Annotated in this window: 30 protein-coding genes; 23 read left to right on the top strand and 7 right to left on the bottom strand. The window is 39.7% G+C overall.

What is annotated here, in order from left to right; all coding sequences use genetic code 11:
- Positions 1-21 precede the first annotated feature (21 nt).
- The 11 genes from gspG to nfuA all read left to right on the top strand — a co-directional run bounded on the left by gspG (position 22) and on the right by nfuA (position 7,786).
- Entirely contained in the window at positions 22-474 is a 453-nt protein-coding gene (gspG, locus tag AC2INI_RS13065; protein ID WP_122036496.1) for a type II secretion system major pseudopilin GspG, read from the top strand.
- 26 nt (positions 475-500) lie between these two features.
- Complete coding sequence (gspH, locus tag AC2INI_RS13060; protein ID WP_486305734.1) at positions 501-1,100, top strand: type II secretion system minor pseudopilin GspH; 600 nt, start codon at positions 501-503, stop codon at positions 1,098-1,100.
- Positions 1,090-1,467 (top strand): type II secretion system minor pseudopilin GspI, encoded by a 378-nt coding sequence (gene gspI, locus AC2INI_RS13055; RefSeq protein ID WP_122036497.1) that lies wholly within the window; start codon positions 1,090-1,092, stop codon positions 1,465-1,467. The genes gspH and gspI overlap by 11 nt, the downstream gene beginning before the upstream one ends.
- The gene (gspJ, locus tag AC2INI_RS13050; RefSeq protein ID WP_486304991.1) at positions 1,454-2,131 is read left to right on the top strand and encodes a type II secretion system minor pseudopilin GspJ; all 678 of its coding nucleotides are present in this window, start codon (positions 1,454-1,456) and stop codon (positions 2,129-2,131) included. The genes gspI and gspJ overlap by 14 nt, the downstream gene beginning before the upstream one ends.
- Positions 2,131-3,171, top strand: a complete 1,041-nt coding sequence (gene gspK, locus AC2INI_RS13045; RefSeq protein ID WP_486304990.1) for a type II secretion system minor pseudopilin GspK — start codon at positions 2,131-2,133, stop codon at positions 3,169-3,171. Before gspJ ends, gspK begins: the two co-directional genes overlap by 1 nt.
- Positions 3,140-4,402, top strand: coding sequence for a type II secretion system protein GspL (gspL, locus tag AC2INI_RS13040; RefSeq protein WP_486304989.1), 1,263 nt, complete (start codon positions 3,140-3,142; stop codon positions 4,400-4,402). The genes gspK and gspL overlap by 32 nt, the downstream gene beginning before the upstream one ends.
- Positions 4,402-4,887, top strand: a complete 486-nt coding sequence (locus AC2INI_RS13035; protein ID WP_122036501.1) for a type II secretion system protein M — start codon at positions 4,402-4,404, stop codon at positions 4,885-4,887. Before gspL ends, AC2INI_RS13035 begins: the two co-directional genes overlap by 1 nt.
- 2 nt (positions 4,888-4,889) lie before the next feature.
- Positions 4,890-5,651, top strand: coding sequence for a type II secretion system protein N (locus AC2INI_RS13030; protein ID WP_486304988.1), 762 nt, complete (start codon positions 4,890-4,892; stop codon positions 5,649-5,651).
- A 9-nt stretch (positions 5,652-5,660) separates the two neighbouring features.
- Positions 5,661-6,212, top strand: coding sequence for an ADP compounds hydrolase NudE (gene nudE / locus AC2INI_RS13025; protein ID WP_122036503.1), 552 nt, complete (start codon positions 5,661-5,663; stop codon positions 6,210-6,212).
- 5 nt (positions 6,213-6,217) lie between these two features.
- On the top strand, positions 6,218-7,036 hold the full coding sequence (gene cysQ / locus AC2INI_RS13020; protein WP_122036504.1) for a 3'(2'),5'-bisphosphate nucleotidase CysQ: 819 nt from the start codon (positions 6,218-6,220) through the stop codon (positions 7,034-7,036).
- 165 nt (positions 7,037-7,201) lie between these two features.
- Entirely contained in the window at positions 7,202-7,786 is a 585-nt protein-coding gene (nfuA, locus tag AC2INI_RS13015; protein WP_122036505.1) for a Fe-S biogenesis protein NfuA, read from the top strand.
- 93 nt (positions 7,787-7,879) lie between these two features.
- Here the strand turns inward: nfuA and recG are convergent, their stop codons facing one another.
- Complete coding sequence (gene recG, locus AC2INI_RS13010) at positions 7,880-9,961, bottom strand: ATP-dependent DNA helicase RecG (RefSeq protein WP_486304987.1); 2,082 nt, start codon at positions 9,959-9,961, stop codon at positions 7,880-7,882.
- A gap of 16 nt (positions 9,962-9,977) precedes the next feature.
- Positions 9,978-10,310 (bottom strand): DUF2500 domain-containing protein, encoded by a 333-nt coding sequence (locus tag AC2INI_RS13005; protein ID WP_122036507.1) that lies wholly within the window; start codon positions 10,308-10,310, stop codon positions 9,978-9,980.
- A 322-nt stretch (positions 10,311-10,632) separates the two neighbouring features.
- On the opposite strand from AC2INI_RS13005, the gene AC2INI_RS13000 reads away from it, so the two are divergent.
- Both AC2INI_RS13000 and AC2INI_RS12995 read left to right on the top strand, forming a co-directional pair.
- Positions 10,633-10,998 (top strand): DUF4145 domain-containing protein, encoded by a 366-nt coding sequence (locus tag AC2INI_RS13000; protein ID WP_486304986.1) that lies wholly within the window; start codon positions 10,633-10,635, stop codon positions 10,996-10,998.
- 847 nt (positions 10,999-11,845) lie between these two features.
- Positions 11,846-12,088 (top strand): YecH family metal-binding protein, encoded by a 243-nt coding sequence (locus tag AC2INI_RS12995; RefSeq protein ID WP_486304985.1) that lies wholly within the window; start codon positions 11,846-11,848, stop codon positions 12,086-12,088.
- 71 nt (positions 12,089-12,159) lie between these two features.
- Here AC2INI_RS12995 and AC2INI_RS12990 read toward each other — a convergent pair whose 3' ends face one another.
- The 3 genes from AC2INI_RS12990 to rsmD all read right to left on the bottom strand — a co-directional run bounded on the left by AC2INI_RS12990 (position 12,160) and on the right by rsmD (position 13,769).
- Positions 12,160-12,753, bottom strand: a complete 594-nt coding sequence (locus AC2INI_RS12990) for a YhgN family NAAT transporter (RefSeq protein WP_122036509.1) — start codon at positions 12,751-12,753, stop codon at positions 12,160-12,162.
- A 140-nt stretch (positions 12,754-12,893) separates the two neighbouring features.
- Complete coding sequence (locus AC2INI_RS12985; protein WP_122036510.1) at positions 12,894-13,166, bottom strand: DUF1145 domain-containing protein; 273 nt, start codon at positions 13,164-13,166, stop codon at positions 12,894-12,896.
- A complete protein-coding gene (gene rsmD, locus AC2INI_RS12980) occupies positions 13,167-13,769 on the bottom strand; it encodes a 16S rRNA (guanine(966)-N(2))-methyltransferase RsmD (protein WP_486304984.1) in 603 nt (200 codons plus the stop codon).
- A gap of 70 nt (positions 13,770-13,839) precedes the next feature.
- Here rsmD and ftsY point away from each other — a divergent pair, with 70 nt between their 5' ends.
- From ftsY to glpG, 6 genes are all read left to right on the top strand, one after another.
- A complete protein-coding gene (gene ftsY / locus AC2INI_RS12975) occupies positions 13,840-15,093 on the top strand; it encodes a signal recognition particle-docking protein FtsY (protein ID WP_486304983.1) in 1,254 nt (417 codons plus the stop codon).
- A 3-nt stretch (positions 15,094-15,096) separates the two neighbouring features.
- The gene (ftsE, locus tag AC2INI_RS12970; RefSeq protein WP_005421376.1) at positions 15,097-15,765 is read left to right on the top strand and encodes a cell division ATP-binding protein FtsE; all 669 of its coding nucleotides are present in this window, start codon (positions 15,097-15,099) and stop codon (positions 15,763-15,765) included.
- Positions 15,758-16,714 (top strand): permease-like cell division protein FtsX, encoded by a 957-nt coding sequence (ftsX, locus tag AC2INI_RS12965; protein WP_486304982.1) that lies wholly within the window; start codon positions 15,758-15,760, stop codon positions 16,712-16,714. The genes ftsE and ftsX overlap by 8 nt, the downstream gene beginning before the upstream one ends.
- 219 nt (positions 16,715-16,933) lie before the next feature.
- Complete coding sequence (rpoH, locus tag AC2INI_RS12960) at positions 16,934-17,794, top strand: RNA polymerase sigma factor RpoH (RefSeq protein WP_274444720.1); 861 nt, start codon at positions 16,934-16,936, stop codon at positions 17,792-17,794.
- A gap of 440 nt (positions 17,795-18,234) precedes the next feature.
- Positions 18,235-18,558 carry a thiosulfate sulfurtransferase GlpE gene (glpE, locus tag AC2INI_RS12955; RefSeq protein ID WP_122036515.1) on the top strand — a complete coding sequence of 108 codons (324 nt, stop codon included), beginning with the start codon at positions 18,235-18,237 and terminating at the stop codon, positions 18,556-18,558.
- Positions 18,559-18,564: 6 nt separating this feature from the next.
- Positions 18,565-19,404 (top strand): rhomboid family intramembrane serine protease GlpG, encoded by an 840-nt coding sequence (gene glpG / locus AC2INI_RS12950; protein ID WP_486304981.1) that lies wholly within the window; start codon positions 18,565-18,567, stop codon positions 19,402-19,404.
- An 84-nt stretch (positions 19,405-19,488) separates the two neighbouring features.
- On the opposite strand, the gene AC2INI_RS12945 is transcribed toward glpG, so the two are convergent.
- The gene (locus AC2INI_RS12945; protein ID WP_122036517.1) at positions 19,489-19,899 is read right to left on the bottom strand and encodes a flagellar basal body-associated protein FliL; all 411 of its coding nucleotides are present in this window, start codon (positions 19,897-19,899) and stop codon (positions 19,489-19,491) included.
- 121 nt (positions 19,900-20,020) lie between these two features.
- Here AC2INI_RS12945 and AC2INI_RS12940 point away from each other — a divergent pair, with 121 nt between their 5' ends.
- Together AC2INI_RS12940 and ubiA are read left to right on the top strand one after the other, a co-directional pair.
- A complete protein-coding gene (locus tag AC2INI_RS12940) occupies positions 20,021-20,560 on the top strand; it encodes a chorismate lyase (RefSeq protein ID WP_122036518.1) in 540 nt (179 codons plus the stop codon).
- A complete protein-coding gene (gene ubiA / locus AC2INI_RS12935) occupies positions 20,560-21,417 on the top strand; it encodes a 4-hydroxybenzoate octaprenyltransferase (RefSeq protein WP_122036519.1) in 858 nt (285 codons plus the stop codon). Before AC2INI_RS12940 ends, ubiA begins: the two co-directional genes overlap by 1 nt.
- Positions 21,418-21,497: 80 nt before the next feature.
- Here ubiA and plsB read toward each other — a convergent pair whose 3' ends face one another.
- Entirely contained in the window at positions 21,498-23,921 is a 2,424-nt protein-coding gene (gene plsB / locus AC2INI_RS12930; RefSeq protein WP_486304980.1) for a glycerol-3-phosphate 1-O-acyltransferase PlsB, read from the bottom strand.
- A gap of 240 nt (positions 23,922-24,161) precedes the next feature.
- Between plsB and lexA the strand changes: the two genes are divergently transcribed.
- Positions 24,162-24,782 carry a transcriptional repressor LexA gene (gene lexA / locus AC2INI_RS12925; protein ID WP_122036521.1) on the top strand — a complete coding sequence of 207 codons (621 nt, stop codon included), beginning with the start codon at positions 24,162-24,164 and terminating at the stop codon, positions 24,780-24,782.
- 143 nt (positions 24,783-24,925) lie between these two features.
- Positions 24,926-25,720 (top strand): class I SAM-dependent methyltransferase, encoded by a 795-nt coding sequence (locus tag AC2INI_RS12920; RefSeq protein ID WP_486304979.1) that lies wholly within the window; start codon positions 24,926-24,928, stop codon positions 25,718-25,720.
- The last annotated feature ends 1 nt before the right edge of the window (position 25,721 follow it).

Genomic DNA, 25,721 nt, shown 5'->3' with positions numbered 1-25,721 from the left:
TTTAATCTCAGGAGTCATTCCATGCAAGTCAATTCAGCTCAACGTAAACAAGGTGGCTTCACACTGTTAGAAGTGATGGTTGTTATCGTTATTCTTGGTGTTTTAGCAAGTTTAGTCGTACCAAATTTACTTGGTAACAAAGAGAAAGCCGATCAACAAAAAGCGATTACTGATATCGTGGCATTAGAAAATTCATTGGATATGTACAAGTTAGATAGCAGTGTTTATCCAACCACAGACCAAGGTTTAGAAGCATTAGTATCTAAACCAACGTCAAGTCCTGAGCCTCGTAATTACCGCGCTGATGGTTATATTCGTCGTTTACCAAATGACCCATGGGGTAACGAGTACCAATATCTAAGCCCTGGCGATAACGGCACAATTGATATTTTCTCATTAGGTGCAGATGGTCAAGAAGGCGGTGAAGGTGCCAATGCTGATATTGGTAACTGGAACATGCAAGACTTTCAATAAGTCATAAGCGCTAGATAATAACAATGATGAAGATAAAACGTGAGGTTGGGTTTACCCTAATCGAAATTATGTTGGTATTGGTACTGCTATCGGTCAGTTCGATGGCAGTAATTATGAGCCTTCCTGATAGTCAAGATGATCAAGTGGAAGAACAAGCCTCACGTTTTTATCAGTTAGTTCAGCTTCTCAATGAAGATGCTTTGCTCAATGGGATGGATTACGGCATTTACTTTAATCAAGAGCGACAAGAATATCGCTTTATGCAATTAAATGTCGATGGTTGGCAGCCAATGGAGCAAAGTCGCTTTTTTACCGAAGTAAAAATGGAAGACTCATCCGTAGAATTTGAGATGGAGCTAGGTGGTTCAGCATGGGCTGATGATGATCGCTTATTTGAACCGGGTTCCCTATTTGATGAAGAGATGTTTGCTGATCTCGAAGAAGACAAAAAACCAATTCCTCCGCAGGTGATGGTGCTATCAAGTGGCGAAGTGACGCCTTTTATAGTGACTTTTTTTCCTGAAAATGAACGCGGTAATCTCGATGATAAAACGTGGGAAGTTAAAGCCGATGAGTCTGGTTTGATCCGTTTATTTGCTCCGGGAGATGAACGAGATGAAGAGTAACTTTTCTTTACGAAGAACCAAGCAAGGCATGACCTTATTGGAAGTGTTAGTGGCGCTTGCTATTTTTGCGACCGCAGCCTTGAGTGTATTAAGAGCGGTAACTCAGCATATTAATACCTTAGGTTATTTAGAAGAAAAGACGTTCGCAGGAATGGTGGTAGATAATCAAATGGCATTGATGATGTTAGATAAGCCACCAACATCGACCAAAAAAGGTGAAACAGAGTTGGCTGGTCAAACATGGTATTGGACCATTGCTCCGGTAAAAACAACTTCTGATATTTTAAAGTCAGTGGATGTATCGGTATCGACCAGTAAAGATCAACAATCCCCATTAATTACGGTACGAACGTATGTTGCGCCATAACTCTTCTCGCGGCTCAGTCAAAGGGTTTACGCTGATTGAAGTGATGGTAGCCATTGCGGTTTTTGCCACTTTGAGTTTTTCAGCGTATCAAGTGGTGAACCAAGTTCAGCGCAGTAATGAATTATCCCTAGAAAAGAGTGAGCGCATTAAGCAACTTCAACGCAGCTTGGTCTTTTTAGATAACGACTTTCGTCAAATTGTTGCTCGTCCATTTCGCACCAATGGTGAAAAAGTGTCAGATAAATTATTGTCTGCCGATGAGTATTTATTGGACTCTGAATCTCAAGGTATTTTATTTGTACGTTTAGGATGGAAAAATCCACAACAGGCTTTCCCTCGTGGTGAGATAACTAAAGTTGGTTATCGTCTCGTTGAAAATACCATTGAGCGTTTGTGGTGGCGTTATCCGGATACTCCTGTAGGACAAAAGCCCGTTGTTACCCCTTTAATTGATGGGATTGAAGAGCTTAAGTTTGAATTTTATGACGGCAAAAAATGGGTGAAAATATGGGATGTGAAAAACCAATTGCCTAAAGCCACTAAGGTTATTATTACTTTTAAAGATTATGGCGATGTTGAGCGTATTTATTTAACCTCAGGATTTAAAATCGAAGAAAATTCAGATCAAAACGGTGACGCATCACAAGAACAAGGTGAGTCATAATGGGAAATAAAAAAGTGCATTTAAGTCGCCACTCAAAAAAACAGCAAGGCGTTGCACTGATCGTAGTTTTGTTATTACTCGCCATTATGGTGACCATTGCGGCTCAAATGTCTGAGCGCTTGTTTATTCAGTTTCATCGGGCGCAGAATCAAGTCAATCATCAGCAGGCTTATTGGTACTCAATAGGGGTTGAAGCATTGGCGAAGGCGGGCATCGAAGAGGCGTATAAAGATGGTGACACCATTAATTTGAGCCAAGCATGGGCTATAGAAGAAACGAGCTACCCACTTGATTACGGCGAAGCCTTTGGTGGGGTGAAAGATAAACAAGCGTGTTTTAATTTGAATGCATTGAGCAGTGTGAAACCGAGTAGTGATCCATCTCAGCGTCCATTTTTAGTTAAAGTATGGATGAACTTATTAGAATCGGTTGAGGTTGAAAATTACCTTGCAGAAGTCATTGCGGATTCTACCTGGGAGTTCATGGATGAGAACGACACGGTTCAATCTATCTCAGGTGTTGAAGACAGTACTTATCAATCGTTTAAACCTGCCTATTTAGCGCCAAATGGTTGGATAGGCGATGCCAGTGAGTTACGAGCAATTAACGGGGTAACGGCGCAAGTGATTGAGGCCGTTTCACCTTTGGTATGTGCGATACCAAGCAGTAATTTTTATTTAAACGTAAATACCTTAGCACCTGAAAATGCCAATATTTTAGTGGCTCTGTTTTCTCCTGGGTTAAGCGAAGAGAATGCTCGAGAAGTATTAGAAAATAGACCTTTTGATGGCTGGGCTAGTATTGATGATTTTTTAGCGGAAGGGGCAATAAGCCAAGTTGACGCCAATACACGCAAGCAAGCAAAACCGTATTTATCGATAGATAGTCAGTTTTTTGAGTTAGATGCTCAAGTATTAGTAGAAGATTCGCGCGTACGTGTGCGTTCTTTATTACACAGTAGTGATAAAAAGGTGGTGAACGTAGTCCGTCGCCAGTATGGAGGAATGAATGAGCGAACATCTGATACTAAGGCTGAATAGTCAGCCATCAGATCCCATTCAATGGATAGTCTGGTCACCAGAAAATAAAGAAGTGATAGCGTCTGGAGAGTTAAGTTCTGCGGAAGAGTTATCATCGTTATCGCAATACAGCGATCAGCGTACCGTCTCAGCTCTATTGCCTAGCAGTGATGTGTTATTGAGAGAAGTGGTGATACCTGAAGGGGCGGCTCGACAATTTTCGTCGATGCTGCCTTTTATAGTTGAAGACGATTTAGCTCAAGATGTCGATGATTTACATATCGTTATTTTGAAGAAAACCAACAAAATTGCTCAGGTCGCCATTGTTGAACATCAAAAAATGGTGAAATGGTTAGGGCAACTTAGTGAGGCAGGTATTCAAACTAAGCGTTTCTTACCTGATGTATTGGCGTTGCCGTTTCACCAAGATGGAACGTCTATGGTTGAGTTTAATCAACAATGGTTGTTGCGTTTTAGTGAGTATCAAGGCGCGATTGCGGAATCTGAGTGGCTACCAATGCTATTGGAGGGGCTCGTTACCAATAGCGCTAAATCAGTTGTCGATACGGAAGAACAAGATACTGATAATGAGGATGTAGAAGACTCAAAGAGTTATGTTCTTCATAGCTATTCGCCTTGTGAAATTAACGTAGCGAATACCAAGCATATAAAAGAGACGCCAGAGTTAGTGATGCAATTACTGGCTGAAGGGACTCTTAACTCTAAAGTGAATGTATTGAATGGTAAGTATCGTCCTCAATCTTCATGGCGCAAGCATTGGCGTATCTGGCAGAAAGTAATTTTGGCTTTTGGTTTAGTGATGGTGGCTTTTGTTGCTCAACATATTACTGAAGTACAAAAACTGGAGCAGCACAGTATTGCGCTTCGAACTGAAAGTGAACGAATTTTTAGAGATATTTTCCCAGGTAAACGTAAGATCCCAACGGTGAGTTATTTAAAATCTCAAATGAAAAACGAAGAAGCACGCTTACAAGGTGGTTCGGGTGGGGATGATTTATTGGCTTGGATGGCAGAGCTTGCACCATACTTAGCAAAAGTGCCTCAAGTGAAATTACAAAGCCTAAAATTTGATGGCAAACGAGATGAACTGCGATTGCAAGCCAGTGCGTCAGATTTTCCTTATTTTGAAAAATTGACTTCAGAGTTAAGTGCTAAATTTGAGGTTGAGCAAGGCCAACTGAATAAAAACCAAAACCAAGTATTTGGTGCGATTGTTATTAGGAGAAAATAATGAAAGCCTTTACGACATGGTGGCAAAGTATCTCACCAAGAGAACGAATTTTGGTTAGTGGTGGCAGTGTTGCGTTATTGATTGCTGTTATTTATTGGGGAGGCATTAAGCCATTAAATGATCGAGCAGAATTAGCGCAGAATCGGATTAACAGTGAACGCAGTTTATTAACTTGGGTGCAAAAGAAAGCTGATACGATTGTGACACTTCGCGGTGGAGCATCAGGAGGATCGCAAGTGGCGAACCGTCCTATGAATCAAGTGATCCCAAGCAGTACGCGCCAATTCCAAATTGAGTTGATTCGTATGCAGCCTCGTGGCGAGCAAATGCAGGTGTGGGTTAAACCTCTGCCTTTTAATTCATTAATTAATTGGTTGGCGTATTTGAGAGATACCCAAGGCATTCATGCTCAGTTTTTAGATTTAAATAAAACCGATGTAGAAGGTATGGTTGAAGTAAACCGCCTTCAATTAAGTAGAGAGTGATCATGAAGTTTAAATTACTAATCGCAACGGTCTTCTCTACCTTTTTTACCGCCAGTGCATTGTTGCATATACCAATTCAGTGGGTTGTTGAGCAAGCACCTACTATCAGAGGGTTGGCATTAACGGGGTTATCAGGCACGCCGTGGAAAGGCCAAGTTGATTCACTATCATGGCAACGAGTGAATTATGGGCAATTACAATGGCAGATAGATCCAATGGCTATACTAAAAGGGCATGCGGTGTTTGCGGTGCGCTTTGGTCGTGGTAGCGAATTAGAGTTGCGCGGTAAAGGCACGGTCGGTTATAGCGTATCAAAAGGGGCGTATGCTGAAAATATGGTGGTATCACTTCCTGTCGCCAGCATTATGAATAAAGTACCAATGGCGTTACCTGTGTCTTTACAAGGGCAAGCCGAACTCAATATTAGTTATGTTCAACAAGGGCAACCTTGGTGTAAACAAGCAACGGGTGAGGTAGTTTGGTCTGCGGGTAAGATTATTTCTCCTTTAGGTAACATAGATCCTAATACTGCCATTGCTGATGTCACTTGTGTGGATAACAAGATAACCTTGATCAGTAAGCAATCATCAAAAGATGTGGGCAGCCAGTTCGATGTGGTGCTTAATCCAAATCGTTCTTATCAGGTTAAGGGTTGGTTCAAACCTGAGGAAAACTTCCCATCTAGCTTAAGAAGCCAACTTAAATGGCTAGGCAAGCCTGATTCAAAAGGGCAATATAAAGTAACTTATTCAGGACGTCTGTAAGGAAATACAATGGCTAAAAAACAATTGCCGACAATTTTAGATAAACGCATTGAAGCAAAATCAAAGTTGTTTTGTATTGAATCGGTAGATTTACGCTTCTCTAATGGGGTTGAGCGTACCTATGAACGAATGAAACCGAGTGGTCGTCATGCCGTTATGATGGTACCTATTACTGAGCAAGGCGATCTACTGTTAGTGCGAGAGTACGCGGTGGGAACTGAAAGCTATGAATTAGGGTTTCCAAAAGGCTTGATCGACCAAGGGGAATCTCCGCTAGAAGCGGCAAATCGTGAATTAAAAGAAGAGATTGGTTTTGGTTCTGAGAAGTTGACTCCATTAAAAGAGTTGGTTCTCGCTCCCTCTTATTTTTCAAGTAAGATGACGTTATTTGTCGCTCAAGGTTTATACCCTGAGAGATTGGAAGGCGATGAGCCAGAACCATTAGATATTGTTCGATGGCCTTTAGCTCAAGCCTCTGAGCTTTTACATCACCTTGATTTTTCAGAAGCAAGGAGCATCAGTGCGCTCTTGCTTGCTCAACAATTTTTATCTAAGGAGTAATATTGATGGATTCAACACTTTCGCACCTACTTCCTGAAGTGATCAATATTGCACGTGCATCAGGTCAGCTTATTCTCGATATTTATGAGAAGGGTGATTTTGAAGAGTTTACTAAGTCAGATGAAACACCAGTGACCAGTGCTGATTTAGCGGCACATAAGTTAATCATGGAAAAGTTGGCTCAATTGACGCCTGATATTCCTATTTTATCAGAAGAAGATGCGGATATTGCTTTAGCGCAACGAGCACAATGGAATCGCTATTGGTTGGTAGATCCTCTAGACGGCACTCAAGAATTTATCGCTCGCAGTGGGGATTTTGCAACGGTTATCGCTTTGGTTGAAAATAATCGTCCTGTGATGGGCGTGGTTTATGGTCCCGTTTCGGGTGTTACCTATTATGCTTATGAAGGGAAAGGGGCGTGGAAAATTCCAGATATGGATGAAAGCGTTCGTATTAGCACCCTTAAGCATGAAGAAGAAAAACAGCCGATAGCCATCGCAATTAGTCGTCGTCAAAACATTAATAATATTACCCGTTGTATGAGTGCTGAATGGAATTACGATTTAGTCCCTCTTGGCTCTGCGGCATTAAAAGCCTGTCTTGTGGCTGAAGGGGCGGTGGATTGTTATTTACGTTTAGGTCCGACAGGTGAGTGGGATACTGCGGCAACACAGTGCATTGTTCAAGAAGCGGGTGGTCGTATTTTATCGACAGAACTTGAAGCACTCTCTTATAACGAAAGAGAGTCATTAGAGAACCCTAATTTTATTGTGTTAGGTGATGAAAACTTACCTTGGAATACGATCTTAACGTGTAAATAATTAGAGCCAATCTTGATAAATAGATTATTAAGATTGCTATACTGCTAGTAGGTAGCTCTAAACAATTTGATTTTAAAAGAACTCGACTCGAAAAGAATTCTACTCGAAAAAAATTGTATTTCAGAGTACAATCCTTAATCATACTAATTTAGTCAGGTATTACTTGTGTCTTCAATCAATATTACTGAAAGTGCTCAAGAGCATTTTGCAAAACTTCTGGTACAACAGCCAGAAGGGACAAACATCCGTGTATTCGTGGTTAATCCGGGTACTCAAAACGCAGAGTGTGGCGTATCTTATTGTCCACCAGAAGCAATCGAAGCGAATGATACTGAGCTGAAATTTGAAAAATTATCAGCGTATGTTGATGAGTTAAGCTTACCTTTTCTTGAAGATGCTGATATCGATTACGTTACTGACAAGATGGGCTCTCAATTAACATTGAAAGCACCAAACGCAAAAATGCGTAAAGTAAACGATGATGCTCCTTTATTTGAACGTGTTGAATACGCAATTCAGACTCAAGTTAACCCACAGCTTGCTGGCCACGGTGGTCACGTTAGTCTGATGGAAATCACTGAAGCAGGCATTGCAATTGTTCAGTTCGGTGGTGGTTGTAATGGTTGTTCAATGGTAGATGTGACCCTAAAAGAAGGCATCGAAAAAGAATTGTTAGTTCAATTTGAAGGTGAACTAACCGCAGTTAAAGATTTAACTGAACATGATCGTGGTGAGCACTCTTACTACTAAGCGTTTAGCTTAATCAACGAGTTAAAAAGGTGAGTAGGTACTCACCTTTTTTGTGCCTGTTATTCTTGGCTCCTAGCATGAAAGCCATGATTTTTATGCATTTGAGTAGATGTCTCGCTCACCTAACCAACGAAGAATAATCGCTTTAGCATGGGTAGGGTAATTATCATGTAAATGACGTGCAATGCGTTGTACTTCAGGAATTAAATGCTGATCTCGAACCAAGTCTGCAATTTTAAAATCAGCCAATCCGGTCTGTTTTGTCCCCAATAATTCACCAGGGCCTCGGATCTCTAAATCTCGTTGGGCAATCACAAAGCCATCATTACTTTCACGTAGAACACTCAAGCGCTTTTGAGCTGTTTTAGAGAGTGGAGAGTGGTACAACAGTACACAGTGACTAGCAACAGAGCCACGACCGACTCGACCACGTAGTTGGTGCAGTTGGGCTAAACCAAGACGTTCAGGGTTCTCGATAATCATTAAGCTTGAGTTAGGAACATCAACCCCGACTTCAATAACCGTAGTAGCCACTAACAAATGCAATTTACCTTCTTTAAACTCCTGCATGATCTGCTGTTTTTCTTTTGATTTCATTCGACCATGGACTAAGCCAATATTCAGCTCGGGCAGCTGCAGTCGTAACGCATCAGCCGTATCTGAGGCGGCTTGAGCTTCAAGTACTTCGGAGTCATCAATTAAAGTACAAACCCAGTAGGCTTGTCGTCCATCGTTCACACAGGCGCTTCTTACTTTATTGACGATTTCATCGCGTCTTGTATCAGGCAAAGCAATGGTTTGAATTGGCGTTCGACCTGGTGGAAGCTCATCGATGACTGAGGTTTCTAGATCTGCATACGCCGTCATGGCTAAGGTTCTTGGAATAGGCGTTGCTGTCATGATCAACTGATGTGGGTAAGCACCGTCTTTCTCGCCTTTCTCTCGTAGCTCTAGACGTTGATCAACCCCAAAGCGGTGTTGTTCATCAATAATAACCAAAGCAAGGTGGTGGAACTCAACGTGCTGTTGAAATAGGGCGTGAGTACCGACTATCATCTTGGCTTCACCACTGGCAATACGAGCTAATTCCTTCTCTTTTGCTTTACCGGTGAGCTTTCCTGCTAACCAGCCAACAGGAATTCCCATGCTTTCAAACCAATTACCAAAGTTTACTGCGTGTTGCTCTGCTAATAATTCGGTTGGGGCCATTAGCACCACTTGATATCCATGTTCGAGCGCTTGTACTGCGGCTAAGGCTGCAACGAGAGTTTTACCTGATCCAACATCTCCTTGAACTAATCGCATCATCGGGTGCGGTTTTGCTAAGTCTTGTTCTATTTCTGCCACAACTCGTTGCTGAGCTCCCGTTGGGGTAAAAGGTAATTGGTCTAATAATTTTTGTTTTAGATTGGTCACAGTAGCCAATGGGAGTGCGTCTTCTTGTTGGCCTTTGCTACGTACCGAAAGCATTGAAAGATTTTGAGCCAACAATTCTTCCATAATTAAACGTTGTTGAGCGGGATGCTTTCCTTCATCAAACGCATCTAGATTAATAGAAGGATCAGGGCGATGAATAATATGCAGTGCTTGATTAAGGGTGATTTGGTTGTTGTACAAGCCTTGAGGTAATAATTCGCTAACGGCGGCTTTATCTAATAGCTCTAAAGCCTGATCCGTCAAACTACGTAATGTATTTTGACGAAGCCCATCAGTGGTTGGGTAAACCGGTGTTAATGTTGCTTCAATATCTAAAGCTTTAGAAGGGGTATGAAATTGGTATTCAGGATGAACAATTTCTAAACCGCTTCCGCCACGTTTAATTTCGCCGTAAGCGTGAACTAATTTTCCTTCACTGAAGCTATTTTTCATACCGGCATTGAAATTGAAAAAGCGCAAAGTAATTGTGCCATTACCATCACTAATTTTAACCAGTAACATTTTACGTTTGCCAAATTGCATATCGCAAGACATCACCTTGCCTTGAACGGCAGCAAATAAACCGGAGTGAACTCGCGCCATTGGATAAACACGAGTTCTGTCTTCATAGCGAAGAGGAAGATGGAAAAGAAGATCTTGAATGGTGACCAACCCAACTTTTTCGAGCTTTTCTGCTACTTTGGCTCCAACACCAGCAAGAGAGGTTAATGGAATCGCAGAAAGCATTGTGTTGGTCATAATTATTGTCCTAGTGTTAATCTCGCTTTAAAGCAAAGTGATGAAATTTACGCCCTTGATAAGTCATTATACCTTTATCTCCTGGATTTAGAGCATGAAAATAGTGCACACCGATTTCAAACTCTCGTTTTGGGCCAAATTTCCCTTTCTGAACGTAAATCCAAAACTCTTGGTCGTCTTCTCCTGGTTGTGTATCTGGGATTTCAATAATCTGTTTATCTAAAATAGTGACTTCTGCTTTCATTTCTGGCGCGTTATCTCCCAAAATAAATTTTGTTTGGAAGCGCTGGAACAGTACGGCAGCAATTAGAATAAATGCGATCAAAATAACGATATAAGTAACAGGCATGATTTGTCCTTAAACTTGCGAGTAATACATATGAACATAAGTATTCTAATCTTCTCTCTATAGATAGATAAGGAGTATTTGTTCAGTTTGTGCGGGTTTTCTCGTTATCTTATAGATATTGCTTGGCTACGTATAAAATGAATTTGGAACTGAGATCTGGCTCGAATACTATTGATTAAATATCTCCTATTATTTTATGAGTTAAGGAATTAAGAGATAAGTCAGGTTTAAAAAGAAATAATCTTAAGGATCGGAAAGAGAAACGGGCGTTAGAGTGGTATAAATACAAAGAGACGTTCAAAACGTAGGATAGGAGAGTGAGATGTCTGACATTGATCTTGTTGTAAAACAAAGTCGAAATATTGAATCGCTTTTAAAGACGCATTATCACGCTGAAGGAAAAGGACTTCACCAACTTATTACTAGTTGTGAGGAGCGCTTGCCTCATGAGGTGATTGGAAAATTACGCTTTATTGCAACTATGAGAAATAAGGTAGTGCATGAAGAGGGGTATAAGTTGGAGGATAAGGCGGGCTTCAAAGCAACATGCAAAGATATGACGGATATATTAACGCCTAGAGCCAACCGTTTCTTGTGGAAACTTGTGGGGGCAATTGTATTGCTTTCTACATTAGCATCTTTAGCTATCTATTTGATTCATTGGGATAATATAAAGCATTTGTTTTGATGTATTTATTGTAAGCATAAAAAAACGGACGCAAATGCGTCCGTTTTTTTATATAAACTTATTTGAATGTAGATTAATACATCATTGGCAGAGTCATTAGTCCAACAACTACAGCGATCATCATAAGTCCTTGTTTTTGCGATGAAGTAATCATTACCGTTCTCCTTTAATGTATTCTATCATTGCTTGACAAATAGAATAGCACTGTTTTTAGTTGTTGATCAAGTGCTGAATGCTCTAAAGCTTGAAAAAATAACTTTTCTATGACAAAAGTGGCGGTTTACTCGCGTGTTTAGGTGTTCTTTTGTCTGTTGATATTGTGCTTTATTATGTTAATTTATTGATTGCTTGTCTTAAGTTGTTGAAATTAATGATTTTTACTTGTTTTTTAATGGTTTGATAATTGACCATCTATTTTTGTTCTCATTTCACCCCTTATCCTCTAGATGTCACTCTACTATCTGTTTTCTATTTTTTATAAAGTTATATAGAGGCTTTATTATTGAGGTTTATGTTATTAAGCCATTGAATGCTATTAAATTTCACCTAAATCCTATATCTAGTAGGGTTTATTTATTGTTTTTTTTCTATAAATTTATAACTTAATTAATCTATCTCATTGTTAATTAAGGTTTTTACTCTTCTTTTTTGTTGTTTTTATTCTGTTTTTTTTATGTTGCTCACTCTGTTTTCTTGCGGTTTTGGTGTTTTGAGTCTATAGGAAGGAGAAAGGGAGGTTTTATATGGTTATGAAAAAGAACAATCACAATGAAATAGATCGTTCGCAATGTTTATTTTATCCTCTTTGATACCCTCTACTTTTACATTTAAAGAAATTAGGCAGGTTATGAAAAAAGACATTCATGGTCACACGGTATTAAATATTTTATTGGATTCTGAAAAGCCCCTTTCTCGCTCGCAATTGGAAGATATGGTTGAAAGTGAATTTGGTCATGACGTGTGTTTTCATACGTGTAGCCAGCAGGGACTAACATTAACGGAATTGCTTGAATTTATTTTATCTAAAAAGAAAGTGATTGAGTTAGAGGCTGGATTAACGGCTAACCCTGATCGGATCTGCAATCATTAAGAATGGTGGTATTGATAATAAAAAAGGTCGCATTGACGTGCGACCTTTTTTATTTCAGCATGAATTATGAGTTAGATGTGTGTGAAATAGCTCGTAATACCATCTAAGAACATTTGTACTGAAATCATCAGTAGTAGCATACCCATCAATCTCTCAATGGCTGCGAGGCCTTTTTCACCAACGATGCGTTGGAATAGTTCTGAGAACATCAAAATAACCGTCGTGACAGACCAAGCCCCGATGAGTGCTAGGCTCCAATCAACCATGCGGTCAGGCTCTTGGTGAGCAAGTAGTAGTAAAGTAGCAAGAATAGAAGGACCAGCAATCATAGGTATTGCCAGAGGAACAATTAAAGGTTCATCACCTGCACCTAAACTCGCGCCTAATCCCCCTTCTGGCGGAAAGATCATCTTTAAGCCAATTAGGAATAAGATAATTGCGCCTGAGATTGAGACGGCCTCTTTTTTTAAACTTAGGAAATTCAGTATCTGTTCTCCCATAAAGAGAAAGGACATCATAATGGCAAGAGCAATAAGAAGTTCTCGAATTAAAATAATACGTCTTCTTTTCTTTTCCACATGTTTAAGAATAGAGGTGAAAACAGGTAAGTTACCCATTGGATCCATGATCAGAAAAAGCATGACTGCTGCGGATAGAGTTTCCATAAATGAGTACCAAAATTAAAATCGTAAGAAATAGGGGGAAGATCATAACATAGATAGTTATCGGGCACGGGGGGATGGAATATATAGAAGTGTAAAAAAGGAGCAATAACTGCTCCTAATTAAAATGATGTAATGATCTGCTATTTATCCATCATGTGTTTTTTTCTGATATCCAGTAAGGCAAAAACCCCGAATATCAGGATTGACCATTTTTCCCATCGACTCATTGAAATTTTATCGCCGAATGCGCCAATGAAAATAAGCATTTGTAAGCCGTGCATCATAAATAAAAATGCAGTCAGAATATAAAGTGCAATCGCGCCTGTTCCAGGGAAAGGCATAAATAGGTTAAGTAATAGTATTAGCCAAACAAACCCAATCGCAATTTTGGCTAGAATGATCAATCCTTTCATCTATTCTTCTCTCTCATATAATTTAAAAGTAACTTGTCCAGCGGTCTTATCTCGATGTAAATGCCAATGAGCAGGAACAGGCAAGGCACTGAGCTCTTTCTCTGCTTCAATATATATCATGGCATTTTTCGCTAACCATCCATTATTTTCTAATTTTGTTAATGTTGCTTCTAATAAATCTTTTCTAAAAGGAGGATCGATAAAAATCACATCGAAGGGTGTTGCCGTTTTATCTAAAAAAGTGAGAGCATCGGTATGATGAAGCTCAATATTATCGGCTTTTAAGCTTTCGGCATTTTGTTTTAGTTGTGAATAAGCTTGCTTATTAAGTTCAAGCATTATTACTTGTTCTGCACCACGAGAGGCCGCTTCAAACCCTAAACCACCGCTACCAGAAAAAAGATCTAAACAGCGAGCGCGTGGAATATCAGGAGCTAGCCAGTTAAAAACCGTCTCTTTTACTCGGTCTGTGGTTGGTCTTAATCCTTCTGCATCATGCACAGGAAGTTTGCGTCCACGCCAGCGTCCGCTGATAATACGAATGCTTCCAGAGCGACCATTTGTACCAGAAGTGCGAGATGAGTGTTGTTTACGTTTAAGCATAGATATTTTGACCGCTCAGAAAGTGATAGTATACGAGAAAATTGTACCAATTTAATTCTAGGATTTCCCAATGACAGGCAAAAAGAAACGCGGATTATTGTCTTGGTTAGGTTTTGGTGATGAAGAAAAAGCCGAACAACCAACAGTAGAACAACAATCAGCACAAGAAGACACTGATACTTTATCTCAAGCACCGTCTCAAGAAGACAGTGTTGTTGAGAGTGTAGTGGAAGACGCTGAACTTGAACAGTCTAAAGAGACTGAAGTAACGTCAATAGAAGTGAGTGAAAAAGAAGAAAGTGACACGACTTCTAATGAGGTAAAAGAAAACACGCTAATAGAGCCTGTTGAATCAAAGATTGAATCTGAGCCTGTAATTGAAGAAGTGCAGGAAAAGCCAACAGAAAGCTTTTTTGCTCGCTTAAAGCGCAGCTTACAACGCACTAAAGAAAATATCGGTGCGGGTTTCTTTGGTTTATTCAGCGGTAAAAAAATAGATGAAGATCTATTTGAAGAATTAGAAGAGCAGTTATTGATTGCTGATGTGGGCATGGATACCACAGTGAAAATCATTAATAGCTTAACCGAGAAAGCAAGCAAGCGTGATTTAAAAGATGGTGAAGCTTTATACGGTCTATTAAAAGAAGAAATGGCTGAGATCTTAGTTAAAGTAGAAAAACCGTTAGAAATCGATGAAAAAAACATGCCTCACGTGATTTTAATGGTTGGGGTTAATGGCGTTGGTAAAACAACGACAATTGGTAAGCTAGCGAAACAATTCCAGAATGATGGTAAATCTGTCATTTTAGCGGCGGGTGATACGTTCCGTGCTGCTGCGGTTGAGCAACTTCAAGTATGGGGTCAACGTAATGATGTTCCTGTGATTGCACAACACACAGGAGCAGACAGTGCTTCTGTGATTTATGATGCAATTGAAGCGGCAAAAGCACGAAAAGTAGATGTCGTTATCGCAGATACTGCGGGTCGTCTCCAAAATAAGAGCAATTTAATGGAAGAATTGCGTAAAATCGTTCGTGTAATGCAGAAGATTGACCCAACAGCGCCACATGAAGTGATGTTAACGCTTGATGCGGGTACGGGACAAAATGCCATTAGCCAAGCCAAATTATTTAGTGATGTTGCGCCAGTAACAGGCATTACGTTAACGAAATTAGATGGCACAGCAAAAGGTGGTGTTATTTTCTCTATTGCCGATCAATTTCAAATCCCAATTCGTTATATTGGTGTTGGTGAAGGAATTGATGATTTACGTCCATTTGTGGCGCAAGATTTTATTGATGCATTATTTAGTCGTGAGGAATAACGCGTGATTCGATTTCAGCAAGTGTCGAAAGCCTATCGTGGCGGTCGTCCAGCATTACAAAAAGTAAACTTCCACCTTAATAGAGGTGAAATGGCTTTTTTAAGTGGTCATTCTGGTGCGGGTAAAAGTACTTTGCTGAAATTGATCTGTGCCATTGAACGCCCAAGTGATGGAAAGATCTTATTTAATGGTCATGACATTACTAAGATCTCTAATCAAGACATTCCTTTTCTACGTCGTAATATTGGTATTGTTTTTCAAGATCATAAATTATTGATGAACCGAACCGTATTTGACAACGTGGCACTGCCAATGCGTGTTGAATCGGTGAGAGAGAATGACATTAAACGTCGTGTGTCTGCAGCATTGGATAAAACCGGTTTATTAGATAAAGCCAAAAGTTATCCAATGCAGTTATCTGGTGGTGAGCAACAACGTGTCGGCATCGCGAGAGCGGTAGTAAATAAGCCAATGTTGTTGTTAGCTGATGAACCAACAGGTAATTTAGACCCACAATTATCTCGCCAAGTATTTAATTTATTTGCTGAGTTTAATCGCGTTGGTGTGAGTGTATTAATGGCGTCGCATGATTTGTCATTAATTGGTGGTAATAAATATCGCCGTTTTGATTTACACCAAGGGTGTTTACGTGAGGTTGCAGATCATGGCTAAGCGTAGCAAAGTAAAAAATACTCAAGGGGCATCAAGCGATGGCTTTTGGGCTACTCATAAGAAACAGGCTAAACTTTCTTTTCAAGAGTTATTACGCCGTCCTCTAGGTAACATGCTGACGTTAGCAGTGATTGCGATGTCATTAACGTTGCCATCGAGTATGTATTTAGTCGGTAAAAACTTAACGATGGTTGCTTCTAAGTGGCAAGCACCTTCACAAGTAAGTTTGTACTTACAGCAAGAAACACCAGAATCAAAAGTAAAGAGTTTACAATCTGAACTTGAAGGGTGGAAAGAGATTGAAGCCGTTCAATATATTTCACCACAAGAAGGGTTAAATGAGCTGAGTGAGCATTCTGGATTTGAACAAGCGTTAACACTACTTGATACGAATCCACTGCCATCGGTATTGATTGTCTCTCCTAAGAGTGAATGGCAAAGTACAGATAATGTAAATCAGTTAGTCAGCCGTCTTAAACTTCAATCTAATGTGAGTGAAGTGCGCTTAGATGATGATTGGCTACAGCGTTTAGATGCGATTAAGCATGTCGCGGTAGTGGTTGCGACTACCTTGGCGATTTTGATGTTTATTGCTGTTTTCTTAATTGTGGGTAATACCCTACGCTTTAATGTATTAGAGCAAAAAGATGAAATACAAGTAATGAAACTCGTTGGAGCCACCAATACTTTTATTTTACGCCCATACTTATATACAGGAATGTGGTTTGGTTTGCTGGGGGGCTTTGTTGCTTGGCTATTAACCGCGATCATTACCGTAACGCTTAATGGGGCGGTAGATAATGTCGCTGTACTTTACGACAGTGTATTTCGATTGATTGGCCTGACATGGGATGAAAGCTTGTTATTGTTAATGTTATCGTCATTTTTGGGTTTATTAGCTGCTCGTATTTCAGTATTGCGTCATTTAAAAGAGATAGAGCCTGTTTAATAACAAAGATCATATCTACATGAACTAAGATCTTATGAGCCGTTAATTCATTGAATTAGCGGTTTTTTTGTATTCATTTTGTTAAAAGTTGAACTTAGTTAACAGAATTTAGTCCATAAAGTGTGGATAATTTTCCGCCTTTCACTTGCAGTCTGTTTATTTTAAGTACATCATTGCAAGGTTAAGTTAAGTAATACCAAGATATAAATGGGGATTTGAATGTCGAAAGAGATGTATTCAATGGCAGCCGTTTCACAAGATAGTATTGATAGCTATCTGCGTTCTGTTAATAGTTATCCGATGCTAACAGTGACAGAAGAACGTGAACTGGCTGAGCGTTTACACTACAAAGAAGAAATAGAAGCTGCGAAAGAGCTAATTTTATCTCATCTTCGCTTCGTCGTGCATGTTGCTCGTGGTTATTCTGGTTATGGCTTACCTTTGGCGGATCTTATCCAAGAAGGTAATGTCGGTCTTATGAAAGCAGTAAAACGTTTCAACCCTGAAGTGGGTGTTCGTTTGGTTTCTTTCGCCGTGCATTGGATTAAAGCTGAAATTCATGAATACGTGTTGAGAAACTGGCGTATTGTGAAAGTGGCAACCACAAAAGCACAGCGTAAATTGTTTTTTAACTTAAGAAAGAATAAAAAACGTCTTGGCTGGTTTAATAACGGTGAAGTTGAGGCGGTAGCAAGAGATCTTGGTGTATCTCCTTCTGAAGTTAGAGAAATGGAATCTCGTCTTGCTGCGCAAGATTCAACGTTTGAAGCGCCAGCAGAAGATGATGATCGTGATATGGCATTTACTGCTCCCGTTTATTATTTAGAAGATAAGCAATCTGATGTTGCACATTCTCTAGAAGAAGATAACTGGGAAGATTACACTAATAATCGTTTAGCAAATGCAATTGCTACCTTAGATGATCGTAGCCAGCACATTGTGCAATCTCGTTGGTTAGCGGATGAAAAGGTAACCTTGCAAGAATTGGCTGATACTTATGAAGTGTCTGCAGAACGTATTCGTCAACTTGAAAAGAACGCGATGAAAAAGCTAAAAGATGCCGTTGGTGATGTTTTCTAGTTAAAAAATTAAAAAGAAAGGCTGATCTCGAAAGAGGTCAGCCTTTTTTTTATCTGAAAGAGTTGCTCCCATAGTGATGAATACTTGTATGGGTTGATATAATTGCAAGATAGAATCTTGTGTATAAGTAGGGAGTTATCTGTTTAGATCTTCATGATTTAATCTAAAAGCTAGGTGGAGTATAGGTTTAAGTAGCTATTACTATCCACACCTTAAAAAGGATCGTTACTACATGTAGTGGATCCATTTTATTTAATCTACTTTATCAACGTAATCCACAAGCTTTTCCACAGCTGATTAAAAAATAGACACCTTTCTTTTGGCGTAAAAATAATGTGGATAATAACCTTGTGCATAACTTTGTTTAACCCTTACATACTCTGTGTTTTTCTTGTGATTAATCCAGAGTACAATGAAGAAAAATAGAGAGAAAAGTCAAAATGGAACAGTTTCAACATATCTCAGTAGTAGATGCTCAAGAAAAACTACAAAATAAAGATCTTAATGCGGTGATCGTTGATACTCGAGATCCCCAATCCTTTTCACGTGGCCATGTGACTGATGCATTTCATTTAACCAATGACACAATTGTTGAATTAATGAATACCGTTGATTTTGAACAACCTGTATTAGTGATGTGTTATCACGGACATAGTAGCCAAGGCGCTGCCCAATACTTAATTAATCAAGGTTATGATGAGGTTTATAGTGTTGATGGTGGCTTTGAAGGTTGGCATAAAGCAGGGTTACCTGTGGAGAAGTAAAATTATATGCAGAGATTAATCGCATTATCTAACCCAAGAGCTGGGCAGGCGTTTATCGATTATATGGCATCGCGCCAAATAGATATTCAAATGATGCCAGAAGGAGACGGCCAGTTTGCATTATGGGTGGTATCTGATGATGCTTATTTGCTGGAAGTTGAATCTGAACTGCACGCTTTTTTAAGAAATCCGAATGATACGAAATATCAATTAGCATCATGGGATATGGCTGATACGCGAACGGCAAAGTTTGCTTATGGTTCGCCCGATCTCATGAAAATGATTAAAGCAAAAGCAGGGTTCTTTACTTTATTCATCATGGCGGTTTGTATTGTTATTTTTGCATTGCAGCAATTAGGTTGGAATAATTCGATTTTTCAAGCGTTACATTTTCCCGCAAGCCAAGCGCAGAGCGTTGAAGTGTGGCGTTGGTTCTCTCATGCACTGCTTCATTTCTCTGCTATGCACATCATCTTTAATTTATTGTGGTGGTGGCAATTGGGAGGGGATATTGAATTACGTTTAGGCCGAACGAAGCTGGTTCAACTATTTTTATTCTCAGCGTTGTTTTCTGGTTTAGGGCAGTATTGGATTGAAGGGGCAAATTTTGGTGGCTTGTCTGGCGTAGTATATGCGTTACTGGGGTATTCTTGGTTTATTGGGTGGTTAGCTCCAGAGAGAGGAATATCTGTATCTAAACCGATTGTCGGCTTTATGTTGGTATGGATAGTATTAGGGTACGCACAACCTTTCATGGCAATAGCCAATACCGCCCATTTAGCGGGTTTAGTCACTGGTTGTGTTATTGCGGCAATAGACAGTAAGCTGAAAAACGCATCGAAATAGAGATCATAAAAAAATGAGCAAGACATCAACTGTCTTGCTCATTTTTATTTCTATTTAATTTAAGGCGATGAGATCAAATCACTATTACTGATAGATATATTTAGTGAAGAGTAAATCTACCGCAAGAGTTTTTCCTGTCTCAGCGAGTAAGAGTTCATTGATTGCTGTTAAGCACTCTTTTCTGATCTCTTCTCTACCTGCGAGAGATTTAATTCTCTGCTCAGGCTGTTGGCCTAGAACTTCTACTAATGCATTTCTAATCTGTGGATTGTGATGCTCTAAACTAGGTAATTCACGATTATCGGCCACTAGAATATCAACACGGATTTGAATGTATCCGAGTCTCTTTCCTGCGGTAACAAAGTTTGTTGTTAAGTCTGGAGCTAAAGTAAAGTATCCCATTTGAGGGCTACCTTCTTCTTCAGCAAAAACAGTAGGGGCAAAAAGTTGGCTAATAATTAGCAGTAACCCTACAAATAATGATTTCTTTGTCATTTTCTAATCCATTCGTCAGTCAATTTATTTTATTACTTGTTACAATAGTCGGCAGTTGTGAGAAAAAATTAACCGTTATCTCTCAATATAATCGATATATGTGAGAGATGTTATAGAGAATATGTCAGATATCAATTCTTGGTGTGCTTCAGTACTTAAAAAAGTGCAGTGGCAAGAGGCCGATACCTTCAAGTGTCATAATGAATGGCAGCAATATTGGCTGCTCGGACTAGATTCATTATCACGTCGTTTAGAGCAACATTGCCAAGTGTTGTCTGTATCGGTTTTAGATAATACCCATGTTAATCCAAACGCATTAACCGAAGAAGAAATAGCGCTTCTTAGCGGAGAGGTGTGCTTGCGTCGAAAAGTTATATTAAAAGGAGATCAAGCATCATGGGTCTATGGCCGTACTTTGATCCCATTATCGTCGCTTCAAGACCAACCACACGATTTAACGCGTCAAGGTCATGTTCCTTTAGGTATTACGGTCTTTAGTGCTAAGAGTGTACATAGGGATAAGCTACAAGTTGCAAAAGTCATGACAGAGAGAGGAGAGTTATTTGCTCGCCGCTCTCGTTTATGGATGAATGAAAAGCCAATGTTGGTTGCGGAATTATTTTTACCAAACGCACCTATTTACTCAAAGGAAATGGATTAATGACCAAGTCAAAAGCACTGGCGTTTTGGCAATTAACTCGCATGAATAGACCTATTGGTTCTTTATTGCTTTTATGGCCAACACTATGGGCTCTATTTTTAGCTGCGGATGGATTACCTGATTGGCATGTACTGATTGTATTTGTATTAGGGGTTTTATTTATGCGCTCTGCTGGGTGTGTGATTAACGATTTTGCTGATCGTAAAGTCGATGGCCATGTTAAGCGTACCGCGAATCGCCCGTTACCTTCAGGACTTGTTTCTTCTAAAGAAGCCCTTACGCTTTTTGCAGTTTTAGTTGTATGTTCATTTTTACTCGTATTAACCATGAATACGCTCACCATTATGCTGTCAGGTATAGGTATTGTACTTGCTGTTGCTTATCCATTTATGAAGCGAGTCACTTACTTACCTCAATTTGTTCTTGGGTTAGCATTTAGCTGGGCTATTCCTATGGCTTATGCCGCAGAGTCTAATCAAGTACCACCAGAAGCGTGGTTATTGTTTGTGATTAACGCGTTATGGACAATTGCCTATGATACGCAATATGCCATGGTAGATAGAGATGATGACCTTAAGATAGGAATTAAATCAACGGCGATCTTATTTGGTCGTTTCGATAAGCTCATCATAGGCCTACTGCAATTAAGTGTCCTGACGCTATTGATTATTCTTGGTTCTCAGTTAGCACTTTCGAGTGTGTACTATTGGGGAGTGTTAGCGGCGGCAGGTTTTTTTGTTTATCAACAATGGTTGATTAAAGGTCGCGAAAGAGAGGCGTGTTTTAAAGCGTTTCTAAACAATAATTATGTGGGTGGTTTGGTGTTTGCTGCTATTAGCGCAACGGTTCTGATTTAAATTATCTTTATTAAAAAGAAAAGCCAGTATGAGACTTTCAATAAGAAATATCATACTGGCTTTTTTGTATCAAAAGAAAACTAGTCTTCTTTATTCATCACCGCTTGGATGGTTAACTTAATCTCTGGCGTTAACAGTTTAGAGATATCGTGTGCGAATGGCGCGACTTTCTCAAGTACGGCATTGCCATCGCTGTCTAGGTAACCTTCCGTTTTTAAGCTATTAAACAAGATACCAAAAACCCCTTTATCAAAGAACTCAGGTGCATTAATACCATGTAGACGACTGAGACGTTGAGCCATGATCTGGCTTTGCTCTTCTAATTCGCTTTTATCTAATTCAGGTGACGCTTGCAGGTGCGTAAGAGCAATGGCATAGCGTTGCAGTGTTTCTGAAATAGTGTGAGCCAATAGGTGAAGCTTACGAATATTGGTTGAATTAAGCTGTAAAAGCCCATTTTCTAGTGTGATTAATTTTTGACGAACCAGTTCATCAATATGTTGAGTAACCACAGTGTCCAATCCATCTTCTTCATAATGTAAAAATAATTCAGCTTTGAGGAATGGATAGATTTTTTGAATTTGTTGTTGGATATCATCAACAGAAATCGAACGATGCTGAACCACTAATTTTGCAATCAATGAAGGCAATGCAAATAGATGGATAATATTATTGCGATAGTACGTCATTAGAATCGATTGGTTTCTGTCTAATGAAACGATTTCACCAAGCGTATCTTTCTCAATAACAAATTTATCGAGAGCAATAGCATGATCCAATAACTCTTCAGCGCTGTCTGTTGGGACTGTTGCTGTATCAGAATAAGGGATATTTCGCAGTAACTGTAAGTAACAATCCAGTTGTTCAGTTAGATCTTCTTTACTTAACGCACGCTGACGAGCAGCAAGTAAAGCAGTTGCACATAATGTTAAGGCGTTCGCTGCTGCCGCATCATTAATGTGCGTCATCATTTTATTAGCAATACCATTAACGACAGGGACCATCCATTCTGGTCTTTGTGGTTCAATTGGATTGATTGATTCAGACCAATTTGGCGCATGCTCATTTAAGTAATGGTTTAATGAAATTGGCTCACCAAAGTTGACATAACCTTTACCAAAGTTACGCAGTTTGCGAAGTGTGCGTAACACTTGCCCTGCATTTTCTTTTTCTTTGCGTTTGCCTTGAAGCTCTTTAGCGTAAGTGGTTACTTCCATTACGTGTTCATAGCCAATGTAAACAGGGACTAGCGTAACAGGGCGATTTAGGCCGCGTAGCATCGCTTGAACTGTCATTGCTAACATTCCGGTTTTAGCTTCCAATAAGCGACCAGTACGTGAACGCCCACCTTCACTGAAATATTCCACAGAATAACCTTTAGCAAAAAGCTCTGCTAAATATTCACGGAAGATAGTCGAGTAAAGACGATTACCTTTAAAGCTACGACGAATGAAGAAGGCTCCGCCACGACGGAAGATAGGACCCGCAGGGAAGAAGTTTAAGTTAATACCTGCCGCAATATGTGGTGGCACTAACCCTTCATGATAAAGCACATAAGAAAGTAACAAGTAATCCATGTGGCTACGATGACAAGGAACATAAACAATCTCGTGACCTTCTTGCGCTAATTTACGCACCGTTGCCGCATTATTGATGTTTAAGCCTTGGTATAAACGGTTCCATAACCATTTAAGTAGGCGATTACCGTTTTTAATTAATGAGTAAGAGAAGTTAGTTGCGATTTCTTCCATGATACCCATGGCTTCTTTACGCACTTTTTCTACATCTACATTTCGTATTTTGGCTTCTTCTAAAATCACCTTCTCTATCGCTTGAGATTTTAATAAGCGATTAAAGAGTGCTTGGCGATTAGGAAGATTAGGTCCTGATGCCGCTAGTTTTTGGCGAGAGAAGTGGATCTTAGCAACGCGAGCTAACTTATGGGCAATCGCTTCATCTGCACCGTGGTTATCTGCCATGTAACGTAAAGAGACGACTGGACTGATACGAACGGTTGAATCACGACCGGCTTTAATTAACGTGATGAATTTTTCTGGACCATTAAGCGGCATTAAATGAGGCTTACTTGTACCTTCTTTACCTGGTTTTCTTCCCCATAGGATTGATGTTGGGATCAACTGGAAATCTGCTGCTGAGTTTTCTTCGTGATGTTTTAGAACTATTTTAAATAGATCTAATGATTCTTGCGGTAGGTCTTCATCTGTATCGAACATTTTTGGGCCGATAGAGGTAAATACGTAGCGCGGGTATTCAACGTCATCAATTTTTATTGGAGAAAGAGGATCGGGTAATCCTAATTCTAATGCACTTTTCTGTAATGTTAGTAAATCAACATGTGATCGAAATGGCAGTGCATAGATAATTGGACGCTCAAGATCGATCTTAAGGTCTTCAATTGGATTTGATGGAATCGAGGTACTCTTCACCATTACTGACAATGGCAGTTTTAGCAAAGAGTGATAGATAGTTTGTCCTGTAGACATAATGACAATAACGCCTTAGTTATGTACCGATCAGCCGGTTTATATAGTTGCTTACAATTTCACGGCAAGAATAGCAGAACTGGTCAAACCTTTTAATAGGAATGAACAGATTATCCCCAATAGTACGACTTATATGACATAAATGTGCCCAGTTTTGTTTTATTTTTAATCAGTAGGTCTTTCAAAGAATAGCACAGCTGTATATACTCACAGTTAACTGTATAAACAAACAGGTGAGTTATGAAGCCACTAACGGCAAGACAGCAAGAAGTCTTTGAGTTAATCAAAGCAAAAATTGATGATACTGGCATGCCACCAACACGTGCAGAGATTGCTCGTGAGTTGGGGTTTCGTTCTGCGAATGCCGCAGAAGAGCATTTAAAAGCACTTGCTCGTAAACAGGTTATTGAGATTATTCCAGGAGCCTCTCGAGGTATCCGTATTCTTCTGCAAGAAGCTGAGAACGAAGAGCTTGGTGTTCCTTTGATTGGCCAAGTTGCAGCAGGAGAGCCGATTCTTGCTCAAGAACATGTAGAGAGCCATTATCAAGTGGATCCTGGTATGTTTAAGCCGCAAGCTGATTTCTTATTGCGCGTGAATGGCGAAAGCATGAAAAACATCGGGATTATGGATGGTGACTTATTAGCGGTTCATAAGACTCAAGATGTTCGCGATGGACAAGTAGTTGTCGCACGAGTAGATGATGATGTAACTGTTAAGCGTTTAGAGCGTAAAGGGTCTATGGTTTTTCTTCATGCCGAAAATGAAGAATTTGCGCCAATTGAAGTAGATTTAACATCACAAAGCTTAAGTATTGAAGGTCTTGCTGTTGGCGTTATTCGCAGTACCACTTGGATGTAATACTTACGCATAATTAATATTCATTTAAATAATTTTATTGATGGGTATTATTAAATTGTCATTATCGCTTGTTTTTCTTAAATAGAACTTTACAAGTGGTAATGATAGTTATTATCATCTAGTCTCTTTCATAGGAGATGATAATGACACAGCTCGGCCATAAAATTCCTTCTCGCCTACTGCAACCTCTTTGGTTGAGAAGCCGTGAAAGTATGATCGATAATGGATTAATTTACGATCCTATTGCAGCTGCTGCATGTCGACATTGTCACCTTTCTTCTGAATGTCTCTCTGGAGATATCGATCAAAAGCAATTACTCCATGCCACTCTTACTGTTCAGTGTGACCAACAGGTTTCTCTATTTTTAAAATCTAATCCATCGGGTTGGGTTGTGAATGTCGGGGCAGGGTTAGACACGCGTTTTTATCGATTAGATAATGGCCGTTGTCATTGGCTTGAACTTGATATCAATGAAAATCTTCTCTGGCGACAAAAGCTGTTTCATACTAATGAGCGTTATTATTTACGCTGTGGCTCTGTAACAGAAGAAAGTTGGGTAGATAATCTTCCTGTGCCACATGATGTACCTGTCATGATTGTCTGTGAGCATGCATTATTAGAATGTAATGAAAGACAGTTAGCGAAATTTGTTCAGTTATTAGGCCGTCGTTTTCATCATGCAGAAGCATTGTTTGTGGTGGCGGGGGATCGCTGTAATACCATGATAGGCAAAAAGCTTGGCAGTATTGAATATCAACATGGTTTATATCAACCAAAGCAACATTTTACGGGTTGGCTACCGTGGATAGAAAAATTATCTGTGACATCGCCTCTTGAGCATGACTGCACACGGTGGAAAGCGTGGCAACGTTGGTTGTCTAAGTTCCCACTGTTTAAGCACAGAGTTACGCCACTGCTAATCCATATGAATTGGTAAT

Source organism: Aliivibrio friggae, from assembly GCF_057368515.1.
Note: the sequence above shows the minus strand (reverse complement) of the source record. Positions and strands in the feature narration are given on the sequence as shown.